Raw genomic sequence first — 13,168 nt, 5'->3', positions numbered from 1 at the left:
GGTTAGAGCATCTGCTCGCCACCGCCACCCAGCATAATTTCGCCAGCATCGGCCATGCGGCGGGCAATGGTAAGGATTTCCTTCTGGGCACCTTCGACTTCCGATACTTTGACCGGTCCCTTGGCCTCCAGATCGTCGCGCAGCAACTCGGCGGCACGCTTGGACATATTCTTGAAGATTTTTTCCTGCAGGATTTCGTCGGCACCTTTGAGGGCAACGATAAGAATCTCCGAGGAAACCTCGCGCAACAGCGCCTGAATACCGCGGTCGTCCACTTCTTTGAGGTTGTCGAAGACAAACATAAGATCCTGAATCTGGTTGCCCATGTCCTCGTCGGTTTCCTTGATGGCCTCCATTAGATCGGCCTCGATGGAACCTTCCAGGTTGTTCATGATCTCTGCAGCTACTTTGTAACCACCCATATCTTTGGTCTGGGAGTTGGCATTGCCAGAGAACTGTTTCTCGAGAATATCGTTCAGCTCCTGCAGAGCACTCGGCTGTACCGTATCCAGTGAGGCCACTCGCATCATGATGTCGAGACGAACCTTATCCGGGAAGTAAGACAAGATTTCTGCCGCCTGATCCGCTTCCAGATAAGCCATCACAATGGCCTGAATTTGCGGGTGTTCGTTGCGAATAATGTCGGCTACAGATCGAGCCTCCATCCACTTCAGAGTATCCAGACCGGTGGTATTACCACCCAGCAGAATTCGATCGATCAAGCCATTGGCTTTATCTTCACCAAGGGCGGTGACCAGCATATTGCGGATATAACTGTCTGAACCCATGCCCAAACCGGTGAGAGTTCGCACTTCATCGAGAAATCCGCCGAGTACAGCCTCAACGGTGCTTTGCTCAACATTGGCCAGCTGCGACATGGCTGTGCCCAGTCGCTGTACCTCTTTAGGCCCCATATGCTTGAGAATTTCTGCGGCATCAGCCTCGCCCAGCGTCATCAGTAGAACAGCGGCCTGCTCTACCTTGGGCATTTTCAGCACTGGGGCATTTTGTGTTTGTTCAGCTTCACTCATCTTCGTTTACCCAACGCTTGATCACCTGAGCTACCCGACCCGGATCTTCGGCAATCAGACCTTTAACGGCATTTAATTGTTGCTCATAACTTTCTTCAGGGCTTGGCAAAGCCAGTGCATCACCACCGGTCAATGTCACGGTCTCATCGGACAAGCCTTCAAAACTGTCCAGTCCGGCGGATTCGAGGGCGGCCATCTCTCTGGCTTTTTCTTCCTCTTTGGTCTGAGCCCCACTGACCGACAGGCTTTTCAGTACCGGGCGCAGCAAGCCGGTAATCAATACCAGAATGACGATCAAGCCAACCAATTGTTTGATTATGGACTGAACCCACTCTTCTTCCCAGAAGGGACGCTCTACAAACAGGTCCTGATCGCGATCCACAAACGGGGTATTCAATACATTGACACTGTCGCCTCGCGCGGCTGAAAAGCCCACGGCATCGCGAACCAGAATCGAAAGTCGCTCCAGCTCATTATCAGTCCAGGGTTGGCGTATTTCATTGCCGCTGACCGGATCAATGGCGAGGCGATCATCGACCACAACCGCCACAGTCAGACGACGTAGTTTACCCTGTTGATGCTTGGTGTAGCTAACGGTTCTGTCCAATTCGAAGTTGCGGGTTGCCTGCTCACGGCGGTTCGACTGACCAGCGCCATTGGGACCTGCACCCGGCTCGGCCTCTTCAGGTGCTGCGCCATCGGCTGGCGGCTGATTGGTCAAGGCACCGGGAATGCCACCGACCATATTATTGGCTCGGTCTTCCACCAGGGTCTGCTCACTGCGAACAGCGGGCAGATCGGGGTTAAAAATCTCTTCGGCCTGTTCGATCGCCGTAAAATCCACATCGGCGCTGACTTCAGCCTTGAAGCTGTTGGAGCCGACAATAGGCTCCAGAATGCTGTTGATGCGCAGCGTGATGTCTTCTTCCATTTTGCGGGTAAAATCACGGTGCTTGGCCGCGGCCAGCATTTCTTCGTCTTCTTCGCCCTTGGACAACAGATTGCCCTTTTGATCCACCACGGTGACATTTTCCAGTAACAGCTCAGGAATACTGGAAGCCACCAGATTGGCAATGGCCTTCACCTGCTGGGGACGAATGCCACGACCGGGGTAAAGCTCTACAAAAACAGAAGCGCTGGGACGACGAGGGTCACGCACAAAAACCGAACGCTTGGGTATCGCCAAATGCACTCTGGAGCTGCGCACGGTATTGATACTGGTAATGGTTCTGGCCAGCTCACCTTCCAGACTGCGACGAAAGCGGGCATTTTCCATAAATTGGCTGGTACCCAGCGGCTGCTCCTTGTCGAGCAACTCAAAACCAATGGAGTTCTCACCGGGAACGCCGGCCTCGGCCAGTTTCAAGCGTGCCTGATGAACATCCTCAGAGGCCACCAGCAGGGCACCGGTGCTGCCATCAACCTTAAATTTAATATCGTACTGTTCAAGAATATCCACCACTTCGGCAGAATCCAGACGATCCAGACTGCCATAAAGAGGCCGGTAGTCTTCACCCTGAGTCCATAGCACCACGGCAAAACCGATGGCCACACTGGCCGCCAATCCCACCATCAAGCCAGCCTGTCGGAGGATATTGAGGTTATTGAAGCCTTCGATCAGGTCGCTGGCACTTCTGCTCTTGGCCGGTGCTTCCGTCATATCCATGTCTGTTTCTGCTGTCGCCATGATTTATTCTTTCCCAAACAAAAATTTTACGGAGTTATACCGGCATGTTCATAACATCACGATAGGCTTCGATCAGTTTGTTACGAACCTGCAGTGCGGATTGAAAAGCCACGCTGGACTTCTGAGAGGCAATCATTACGTCGGAGACATCGATATTGGGATCACCCTGCTCATAGGCCTTGGCAATGGCAGACGATTGCTTCTGTACATCGTTGACCTTGTTGACGGCTTGTTCCATCAACTCACCAAAGGAAGGGATTTTTTCTGACGGTTTGACCGCAGCGCCATTCCCCAGACCGGGGGCGGCAACGTCGCGGGCAGACAACCCCTGTGGCGGCTGAAACGCCTGGGACTGGGACTTGAGGGATCGCATTTCCACCAGCAAGCGGCTTATATCCATTCGATCAGTCATTATTTTTTGCTCTCGGTAAACTCAATTGTGGCCGCCATTTTTTTGGCTGCTCTATTGGATTTATCGAGTTATTGCACAAAGCAGGCCAATTATTGCCGCTTAAGATTATTTTTTGCCGGTTGCCGCTAATGGATAAAAATCGGCCAATCACGGCCTAAAAATACACCACCCAGAAACAAAAAAAGCCCTGCAATTGCAGGGCTTTTTACTCAACATAGGATCAATAACTGGTCACTCGAAATCAAACTCCATCAGCTCCCGTTCGAGACGGCGCTGTTCCAGCTTTTCTTCCAAACGACGGCGGGCTTCCATTTCCTGCTGTGCGACTTTGGATGGCCCGCGCTTTGAGGCTGCTTTTGCGCGAGACGGGGTTTGGGTAACTTTTTGGGCTTCCATAGCTTTCACTCCAACCGGTTATTTTTTATGTTTATAGTCTGGTTAAGCCAGAAACTAATCCGACCAAACGGAGAGGTCACGATACCGCTGTAATTTGACTGCTTTATGACACCTTTTTTGTCTTTTTCAGTCCAAATCAATCCTCTAATAAGCCAATTGATTGATATCCATACCCATTTCTTTAAGGCGCGCAATTTTGTAGCGCAGGGTTCTGGGGCTGATTCCCAGTCTGGCCGCGGTGTTCTTTTTACTGCCTCGCTCCTGCTTGAGCGTATTGGCGATAATTTCAAACTCGCGCTGTTTCAGATCACCACCCAAGTCCGGGGCCATATCCTCTTCAGACTCGACCTCTGCCGATTTATTGACACTGCTCACCACCAGCGCTGAAGCTTCCTGAACTTGATGACTGCTAGACGTATCGGTGACATCGGGTGTTACAGCTACACTCATCAGACTGGGCTTATCACTGAAGCAGACATCGGCCTCTAATCCCAGATCATGGGGTTCAATGGTCTCCCCGGTTTGCAGTATCAATGCCCGCTGAATCACATTATCCAGCTCACGAACATTGCCTGGCCAACTGTGTGCGACCAGAGCATCAGCGGCCGCCGGAGAGATCTGCATACCCGGACGGTGCTGTTTTTCCGAATGCTTGGCCAGCAGCTGCTCTGCCAAAGGCAGAATATCCGCCTTGCGGTCACGCAGTGGTGCCCATTGCAGAGGCAATACACTCAATCGGAAGTAGAGATCCTCACGGAACTTACCCTCTGCCACATACTCACGCATATTGCGGTTGGAAGTGGCGATGACACGAACATTAAGAGGGATGGTCTTACGGCCTCCCAAGCGCTCGACTTCACGCTCCTGTAAGACCCGCAACAATTTTGCTTGCAACCCAAGATCCATTTCTGAAATTTCATCCAGCAGCAAGGTGCCGCCATCTGCCTGCTCAAACTTACCGGGAGCACTGGTATAGGCACCGGTAAAAGCCCCCTTCTCATGACCGAATAGCATGGCTTCCAGCATATTCTCTGGAATGGCTGCACAGTTCACAGCCACAAATGGCTGCTTGGCCCGGGGCGAATGATTGTGGATGTAACGCGCCAGCACCTCTTTACCGGTCCCGGATTCACCGATAATCAATGCCGTTGCATCGGTTTCCGCCACGCGGCGTGCCAATTGCAACAGCTGCTGACTGGCTGGATCACTGGCAATCGGTTCGCCGTCATTATTACCGCCACGGTTGCCCACATAGCGACCTACCGTTTCCAGCAGAAGCTTGGGTTCGAAAGGCTTAACCAGATAGTCCACCGCGCCATCGCGCATGGCTTCAACCGAGCGATCAATGCTGCCGTAGGCAGTATTGAGTACCACCGGTATGTGCGGGTAGTGCTTTTTAATTTGACGCAACAGTTCGTGGCCATCCATACCGCCCATATTGACGTCTGAAATAACACACTGAATGTCGCTGTGTGCGGCCAACCGCTGCAGGGCCACCTCACCACTGTCAGCAGTAACAACTTCATACCCTGACAGCATCAGGGTATCTTCCACTGCCTCACGCAGATCCAGATCATCCTCTACGATCAGCAGTTTTCCCGCTGAATCCATATCCAAAGGCATTGCTGCAAGCGCCATCTTAAACTCCATCAGTTTTCGTCTGTGTCGGGGCAAATTGAGCCAGTGGCAAAAGCACACGGGCACAGGTTCCCACCCCAACTTCGGACTGCAATTCAAATGTTCCACCGTGTCGTCTCACGACACTTTCAACTACGGCCAAGCCCAAGCCGGTTCCCTGGGGTTTGGACGTCACGAATACTTCTTTGGCTTTACTCAATTCATCAGCGGGCATCCCCGGTCCATTATCACGAACCTCAATGGCCACAGCCTCATCCCCGCAAGGGGCCATCTGTATCTGAAGCTCGACGCCTTCAGCCTGGGATTGCACGGCGTTATTGACCAGATTCAGCAGAGCACCAATCAGCGCATCCTTATGGCAACGCAATAACTGCCCTGACACCTGATTATCCCAGTGACAGGCTGCATGACTGGTCTTGAGCACCATTTCCATTTCTTCGTTCAGCGCTCCCTGAAGCTCACCCGCAGTTACCAGATCATGCAAAGGCAATTCACCCTTAACGAAAGTCAGCATGTCCTGAACATGCCTTTCCATGTGGTTAAGACGCTTCATCAGCTTCTCGGAAAAGCGCTGCTGCTGAGCTGGCGACAAAGCACCACCACACAGGTGTCCGGCATAGAGCATGGCCGCAGACAAAGGGGTGCGAATTTGATGGGCCAGTGCTGACACCATTTGTCCCAGCGCAGACAGTCGTTCATGGCGACTCAGCTCGCCCTGTAGTCTGCGAGTCTCGGTTTGATCCGTTAACAAAATGATCTGTCCATCTTCCGCCAGCGAGCGGGTCGAGAGGCTATAACGGCGGCCATCACGGGTTGAAATTTCATGACCATCGTCTTCACGGGGGCAGAAATTGCGCTGAATGACATCGCGCCAAAGTTCGCCTTCAAGCGGCTCGCCCAGCATTTCTTTGGCAGCCATATTGGCCTCACTCACCCGCCCCGTGGCGTCAATCACTACCACACCGCCGGGCAACACACTCAACAGATTTTCCAGGCGATCAGCGATGCGCTCTTTCTCCGCCAACTCTTCCATGCGTTGGTGAGAGACGGTATTGAGCTCCTCGGTCAGATCAGCAACTCGCTCCTCCAGCACCTCATAAGAATCGGACAGCTGTTGCGACATCTTGCGGAAAGCCGCAAATGCGGAACGCACATCCGCCATATTGCGATCATTGGAATGATCCTCATGTAAGCGGACAGCTTCAGTCTCTGGTAAAGCGGCGGCCAACGCCATTGGCTCGTCTCCCTGTATAAATCAGATTGCCGATGGTCTTGTGTCAATAAACCAACACAAAGACACGGAATACATCTGTATTAGCAAAGGGAATGCCAATAAAATAAATTATTTAAAATCAACAGGTTAAGAAAAAACGAAAGAGGAAAGTCAAAATTCCGTCAAGAATCAAAAAGGGATTTAATGAATGGCGGGCAAAAAAAAGCCAGGGCAAGGCCCTGGCATTAAGCGAAAGGAAGTCTGTATTAAACCAGTCCTTGTACCACAACACTGATTTCGGCTTTGGACATGTAGCGAGGCACAGGGTAGAGATTACCGGTCTCGGAAATGGCCGCATCGGTGACATCCTGAACGTACTCGGGCTTAAAGCCCTTGGGCTTCAAAGGCATGGCCATATCGCTGCGCAGATCCTTGATGGCCTGAATAAAATCATTGGCCAGCTGACTGTCATTGTCATCGGCATTACCAATACCCGCCTCTCGTGCCAGATCGGCCAGCTTTTTATGCACGCTGTTGCCATAGGCACTGAGAACTTCAGGCAATACCATGGCATTAGCCAGACCATGAGGTGTTTCGCACAAGCGACTCAGTTGGTGAGCCACACCGTGAACATAGCCCAGTGATGTACGAGACATGGCCACACCCGCGTAAAACGCCGCCAGAGCCATATTGTCGCGAGCTTCCATGTCCTCACCATTCTGATAGGCACGTTTCAGGTATTTGAAAATCAGCTTGGTGGCGGTCTTGGCCTGCAAATCGGAAGCCTCACCACCGCCGGTTGCCAGATAGCTCTCAACGGCGTGGGTCAGTGCATCCATACCAGTGGCTGCGGTAATCCCCGGAGGCATGCCCTTCATAATTTCGGAATCCAGAGCCACGTACTGGGGAGCCATTTTGGTATCAATAATCACGAATTTGGCATGAGTGGTATCGTCGGTAATCACAGCACCAACAGACACTTCGGAACCGGTACCAGCGGTGCTGGGCACCACAAACTGGGTGACACCCGCTTTTTTGAATTTCTGGATACCGTCGTATTTTTTCAGCTTATCGCCCGGATTGGTGTGCATCATGGCCACCATTTTGGCGGCATCAATCACAGAACCACCACCGATGGATACCACCGCCTGACACTGTTCTTGCTGGAATAATGCCAGCGCCTCAAGTACCTGACTGAACAGCGGATTGGGCTGAACCTTGTCATAAATAGCGTAAGCGATGCCCGATTTATCCAGTTCTGCCTTAACCACATCCAAAGCACCCAGTTTGTGCAATACCTCATCGGTAACAATCAGTACTTTTGAGTAACCGAGAGAATCGATCTGACCACACAGCTGCACGGTAGAACCGGCGCCCTTGAAGACCACAGGCAGTTGAATTGGCAGAAATTTGAGAAGTGAGGACACGATACGGCCCTTCAATTTATACAGCAGAGACATGCTTACTTACCCTTATTTAATCGTTATATATTAAGTAACACTGGCAACAGATTATAAATGAACCCGATTCATTTACGTCATTCCCAAGCTGACATATTTGATTCATTTACAACACAAGAATAACGACTCCCAATTCTAAAAATGATAAAGTGGCGTAATGACTTCATCCCTGATTCCCGAACACCCCATATTGGTTTCGCCCTCCCTTGCTGCCACCATTGGCCTTGAAGAGGCAACACTGCTCAGCGTTTTGACGGAAATGACCCGCTACGTGCAAGGGGTGGTCAGTCAGGGGCATCACTGGTACGAAGTTTATGGTGAGCAACTGGAAGCCGCTCTGCCTTTTTGGCAAGTCCATGATATCCAGCGAGTCAGTCAAGCGCTGCGAGCCAAAGGCATCCTGTTACTGCAATCAGCCCCCTATTCCGAGAGCCGGCAATTAATCTTTGCCTATAACGAAGAATCGGGATCATCCTCCCTTCCGCCTTCGGCTTACCCTCACACCCAGTCCGCAGCCCCAGCTCTGCCGGGCAACTACACACTGGGGGCTTGCCCCATTTCTCCCGGCTGGCAACCGGACCGGGAAACCCTGGCTCGCATTGCCCAACACAATATCCCAGAGGAGTTTATCCGAGCCCAGGTGCCCGAATTTGTGACCTTCTGGCGCGAGAGCGGTGAATCACACCGCTCCTGGGGGGCCAAATTTTTGCAGCGAGTACAGCGCAACTGGGCCAAGCATCGTTCCCAACAGGCATGGGAAGATCAGCAGCGGGATACCGACACCCTGATGCACAGTGGCTGGCAACCAAGCCTCGACGCCATGGATATCATGACCCGGCAGGCCGGCATTAACCGCAGCTTTATAGAAGATGCCATCCCCGAGTTTATTCTCTACTGGAGCGAGCGCGGCGAAAAATCCCGTACCTGGAACACCAAATTTATCCAGCACGTCCGTCGCCAATGGGCACGTTTTACTGCCGCATCAGAACATGAGGCGGAACCTCGCCCGATCCCCGAAAACTGGCAACCGGGCGCCGATGTATTCGACATATTGCGCATGGCCAATATTGATCGGGAATTTGCCCTGCAACTTCTGCCAGAATTTATTGTATTCTGGCGTGACAGTAACCGCGTCTACGCCTCCTGGAATACCAAATTTTTGCAGCATGTAAAATACCATTGGGCTCAACGCCACTCCCTGAACACGCAACAAGGTCTTGTACATGAAGGACACCCGAGAGGTTCTCAATCAGGTAGAACAAAAGATCGCTCAATCTCAGAACAGCTTAACGACAGAAGCTGGGCCAGCTGAAGAGTCGCACCAGCAAAACCGGCTCCCCCCCAGCAACGATCTGATTGACGCCATCAATCAAACATTCGAGTTGTTCCGGATCAATTTTCACAACCAGTACTTCAGTGCCTTTGGCAATATCGAGACACTGAATCAGGCAAAACGGTTGTGGCTTGAAACCCTGCAGCGATTCCCCCCGGAAGAAATATTGATGGGTGCCAAACGGGCCATCGAGCAGTGTGAATACCTGCCGACCTTGCATAAAATGATCGAACTGTGTCAGGGTTCAGCGGCAAGTCACGGATTGCCAGACGTCCATGCGGCTTATATCGAAGCCTGTCAGGCACCCTCGCCCAAAGCCTCGTTTCACTGGAGCCACCCTGCGGTCTATCACGCCGGCAGGAACAGTGACTGGTTTATGCTCGCCAACAGCTCAGAAAAAGTGGCTTTCCCCATTTTCAAAGAAAACTATCTGTCCCTGTGCCAGCGGGTTATGGAAGGGGAAGCCTTGCCCGAACCGCAGTTAAAACAACTGCCGGAACACATCGAACACCCTCTGTCACGGGAAGAGAATCAAAAACGGTTGGATGAACTTCGCCAACAATTGGATCTGTGATGTCTCCGCAGCAACCAACTCCTTCTCAGAAACCAATCCTTGGCATCGCCTTTCTAGGCTACGCCATAGCCTGTCTGACCCTGACATTCTGGCTGATTTCACACCAGCAACAGATCAGCAGCAAGCACAATCTGAAAACAATGGCGGGCTCTTTACTTCCCATCAGCCCGATCATCAGTCACCGGACAGCACCTGACTTTGCTGCAATCGGCAATGTTCAGGAAAAGAAGCAGCGCTTTTTTGAATTTCTGCTGCCGGCCATACATCAGCAAAACGCCACCCTTTCGCAGCAACGCCAATGGCTGATAGCCCAGAAGCACAATAACGCCCCCACAACGGAACAGTTGGCAACGGTGCAACAACTGGCCAAACGCTATCGAGTGCCCGACGCTGAGCGACTCTCATATCAGGCATTGATCGACGAACTGTTAGTGCATGTGGATATCATTCCAGCAGCCCTGGTACTGGCTCAGGCAGCCAACGAATCGGCCTGGGGGACCTCGCGCTTTGCCACAGAAGCCAACAACTATTTTGGCCAGTGGTGTTTTAGCAGTGGTTGTGGCGTCGTACCCAAGCAAAGAAACACCGGAGCCACTCACGAAGTAGCCAGATTCAAATCCGCTGACGCCTCGGTCGAGGCCTACTTTCTGAACCTTAACCGCAATCAAAGTTATCGGAAATTACGCCGTATCCGCGCGGAGATGCGCAAAAACAATCAGAAAATTGATGCCATTCAACTGGCAGAAGGATTGGAGCATTACTCCAGCCGCGGCGAGGCCTATATTGAGGAATTGCAGGCCATGATTCGCTACAACAAATTGCAGCAATATCCGGATATCCTAGAATCTAAAAAAGCAGCGACCTGAAAAAGTAGCAACCTGAAACCAATAGCACGGCAGATACTGTAAAAACTGTCTGCCCTTTTAATCTTTCAGGAAATCAGAAATATTCAATCCGTATTGTTCAGGGTTGGCCGCTTTTATGGCGACACCATAGGTGTCGTATTTACGTAAGTCGACCACAAAGCCATCCAGAGCTTTCTGGCGCTTGGGGTCGTAGACCATCTGTACCACCGGGCGGTTAGGCTTCGCCGGATGATGCTCCTGCACCATGGCAATATGGCCACTTTCCAGTTCCACAAAAGAGCCCGGCGGATAGACACCCAGGCATCGAATCAATTGGTACACCATGTCCTTGTCCAGATGATCACCGGTCCAGGTCAGCATTTTTTTCAGAGCCACAGTTGGCTCCATGCCTTTGTGATAACAACGATCCGCCGTTACCGCATCATAGACATCCACCACCGAGGCAATTCGGGTATGTCGGGGCAACTGGGTGTGATCCAAACCGTAGGGGTAGCCGGTACCATCGAGCTTTTCATGGTGCTGGGCACAGATAGATTTGGCCAGAGGGGAGATACCATCAACCTCTTCCAGCGCCTCAATGCCGTAATCGACGTGGCGCTTCATCTCATCCCACTCTTCGTTGGTCAATTTGCCGGGTTTATGCAAAATCTCGTCCGGAACCCGGACCTTGCCAATATCGTGCAGAAAGGCTCCCAGAACCAGCTCTTTGACGATGTCTTCACGGTAGCCTAACGAGCGCACCATAATGCCCATCAACACCGAGACATTCATGGAGTGCTCCAGCAGATAGGCATCCATCGAGCGTTTGCGCATCAGGCTTGCCAGTGCATTCTGATTATTGACCAGCGAGGCGGTAATTTCCGAAGCGATGTCGTCTACGGTGGTCAGATCCAGAGCCCGCCCCATTTTAACGTCATGCATCACATCGTCTACCAGAGACAGCGCCTTGCTGTGCAGCTCAACGGCGTCACCCATCTCTTGCTCGAAGCTGACCAACGTCTTACCAATGTCATCGGTATCCAGTGATTTGGGTGGGGGTAAGTCGTCCAGCGAAGGCTGCGGTAATTCAATTTTTGTGGGGCTGATTTGAACGTCGTCAACACTGCCGATGCAATCGATGCCCTTTTCGACATCAATGTAAACCGTCCTGACATCCATCTGCTTGAGTTTTTCAACCGTCTGGACGCGGGTCAAAAGACCTTCATTACGCAACCGTGCCGATTCATCGTTAGAGCCGCCTTCCATGCCGGTAATGTACATGCCTACCTGCAACAGATCCGGTGTTATTTTTTTAATGGATGCCATTCAATTCCGCTCTGAACTGCCACTGTCAATGAATCGAGATTTAGAAACGATCATTATAATCATTTTTGCGCCAAAAACACCAAGCTCTCAGCCCTTAATTGACCGACCTTCACTAGGGTTCCGGGTACCAGCTGCCATCTTTTTGCGGGATGATAAATAACTGCGAGAACCAGTAAAAGCGCCCCTGCGGTCCCGCTGCCGTGCAGTTATAGCGTGAGCGACCCGGCAACAGAGCAGCAGAGGCTGTCACTCTGGCCTCACTCCCAACAATATCCACATCAATCTGCCCCTGCCCGGTAGCATAACAACGCAAACCATCCAGCCTTTCCGAACCGAATTTTATCTTCAACACAGGCCTGGATGGACCAGATAATACAGGCTCAACCCAGTGCGAATAGCTCTCCCCTTGAAAAGCCACGGACGCCACCGGTAAAGGCAGGCTATTAACCTTGATGGCAAAATCCTGCAGATCACCATAAGCACCGGCGAAGGGAAAACGGGGCAGGAGACGTACGTCCATCCAGTCACCCAGAGCCCCGGATTGTTGCCCCACTCCGGCAAAGCCGCGGCTGGCCATCAGTTGCAGCAAAGCCAGATTGTACTCGCCATAGGGAAATGCCAGTAACTTGTGGCTGTGCCCCACCTCGTCCTGAATCCGCTGTTCGGCCCTGTCAATCTCAAGCCCGACTCTCTCCTGCCAGTTGTCCTCAGACTCTTCCGGATACTGTCTAATCAAATGACTGTGTGAAACCGTGTGATTGGCAATATCCGCGCCCCGTCGTGAGATCTCGCGCAATTGCTCCCAGGACATGACACCCTGATAACCCTTGTCAACCGCTTCAGTACTGGCAAATACGGTGTAGGGCCAGCCCCGGTCTTGCAAGATCGGTGTGGCATGCAAAAGTACACTTTCATAAGCATCATCAAAGGTAATGACGACGGCCTTTTCCGGCAGTGTTCGCCCCTGTTTAATGGCATCAACCAGCGATACCAGACTGACCACGCTGAACTGCTGTTCGTGCAGATAATCCATGTGCTGACGAAAGCGTTCAACCGATACCGAGGTGGCATCAGGATAGCCGCTGCCGACATGGTGATACTGCAGGATTACAGCGGCCCTGAGAGGCAGGGAAAGTACACTACCGGCAAGCAATAAACAGCACACAACCCGCTTTATCATCCCCCCTCTCCTTGTAAATTCTCTAAAACCACGTCACACCGTGAAAACCATCAACAGGTGGCTATTATTACAG

General features: G+C 51.9%; 12 protein-coding genes. 3 read left to right on the top strand and 9 right to left on the bottom strand.

Going from position 1 to position 13,168, the window contains the following annotated elements:
• Positions 1–2: 2 nt before the first annotated feature.
• The 7 genes from fliG to ACPXV9_RS07085 form a co-directional block, all read right to left on the bottom strand.
• A complete protein-coding gene (fliG, locus tag ACPXV9_RS07115) occupies positions 3–1,031 on the bottom strand; it encodes a flagellar motor switch protein FliG (RefSeq protein ID WP_423895759.1) in 1,029 nt (342 codons plus the stop codon).
• Entirely contained in the window at positions 1,024–2,718 is a 1,695-nt protein-coding gene (gene fliF / locus ACPXV9_RS07110) for a flagellar basal-body MS-ring/collar protein FliF (RefSeq protein WP_423895758.1), read from the bottom strand. The genes fliG and fliF overlap by 8 nt, the downstream gene beginning before the upstream one ends.
• A gap of 34 nt (positions 2,719–2,752) precedes the next feature.
• Complete coding sequence (gene fliE / locus ACPXV9_RS07105; RefSeq protein WP_423895757.1) at positions 2,753–3,130, bottom strand: flagellar hook-basal body complex protein FliE; 378 nt, start codon at positions 3,128–3,130, stop codon at positions 2,753–2,755.
• A 231-nt stretch (positions 3,131–3,361) separates the two neighbouring features.
• Positions 3,362–3,526: a PA3496 family putative envelope integrity protein gene (locus ACPXV9_RS07100; protein WP_423895756.1), complete on the bottom strand. Its 165-nt coding sequence runs from the start codon at positions 3,524–3,526 to the stop codon at positions 3,362–3,364.
• Positions 3,527–3,670: 144 nt separating this feature from the next.
• Positions 3,671–5,164 carry a sigma-54-dependent transcriptional regulator gene (locus tag ACPXV9_RS07095; protein ID WP_423895755.1) on the bottom strand — a complete coding sequence of 498 codons (1,494 nt, stop codon included), beginning with the start codon at positions 5,162–5,164 and terminating at the stop codon, positions 3,671–3,673.
• Position 5,165: 1 nt separating this feature from the next.
• Positions 5,166–6,398 (bottom strand): sensor histidine kinase, encoded by a 1,233-nt coding sequence (locus ACPXV9_RS07090; protein WP_423895754.1) that lies wholly within the window; start codon positions 6,396–6,398, stop codon positions 5,166–5,168.
• Between the two features lie 245 nt (positions 6,399–6,643).
• A complete protein-coding gene (locus tag ACPXV9_RS07085; RefSeq protein WP_423895753.1) occupies positions 6,644–7,837 on the bottom strand; it encodes an iron-containing alcohol dehydrogenase in 1,194 nt (397 codons plus the stop codon).
• A gap of 157 nt (positions 7,838–7,994) precedes the next feature.
• Here ACPXV9_RS07085 and ACPXV9_RS07080 point away from each other — a divergent pair, with 157 nt between their 5' ends.
• From ACPXV9_RS07080 to ACPXV9_RS07070, 3 genes are read left to right on the top strand one after another with little or no spacing between them, the layout of a single operon-like run.
• Complete coding sequence (locus ACPXV9_RS07080; protein ID WP_423895752.1) at positions 7,995–9,149, top strand: DnaT-like ssDNA-binding domain-containing protein; 1,155 nt, start codon at positions 7,995–7,997, stop codon at positions 9,147–9,149.
• Positions 9,061–9,744, top strand: coding sequence for a replication protein P (locus tag ACPXV9_RS07075; protein WP_423895751.1), 684 nt, complete (start codon positions 9,061–9,063; stop codon positions 9,742–9,744). The genes ACPXV9_RS07080 and ACPXV9_RS07075 overlap by 89 nt, the downstream gene beginning before the upstream one ends.
• A complete protein-coding gene (locus ACPXV9_RS07070; protein ID WP_423895750.1) occupies positions 9,744–10,610 on the top strand; it encodes a glucosaminidase domain-containing protein in 867 nt (288 codons plus the stop codon). The genes ACPXV9_RS07075 and ACPXV9_RS07070 overlap by 1 nt, the downstream gene beginning before the upstream one ends.
• 57 nt (positions 10,611–10,667) lie before the next feature.
• On the opposite strand, the gene ACPXV9_RS07065 is transcribed toward ACPXV9_RS07070, so the two are convergent.
• Together ACPXV9_RS07065 and ACPXV9_RS07060 are read right to left on the bottom strand one after the other, a co-directional pair.
• Complete coding sequence (locus ACPXV9_RS07065; RefSeq protein WP_423895749.1) at positions 10,668–11,915, bottom strand: HD-GYP domain-containing protein; 1,248 nt, start codon at positions 11,913–11,915, stop codon at positions 10,668–10,670.
• Between the two features lie 112 nt (positions 11,916–12,027).
• Entirely contained in the window at positions 12,028–13,095 is a 1,068-nt protein-coding gene (locus ACPXV9_RS07060; protein ID WP_423895748.1) for a polysaccharide deacetylase family protein, read from the bottom strand.
• Positions 13,096–13,168: the final 73 nt, after the last annotated feature.

Origin of the sequence: Candidatus Pelagadaptatus aseana, from assembly GCF_040362265.1 — a bacterium.
GTDB lineage: Bacteria > Pseudomonadota > Gammaproteobacteria > Pseudomonadales > Cellvibrionaceae > Pelagadaptatus > Pelagadaptatus aseana.
This window is presented reverse-complemented; position numbering and strand designations above follow the sequence as displayed.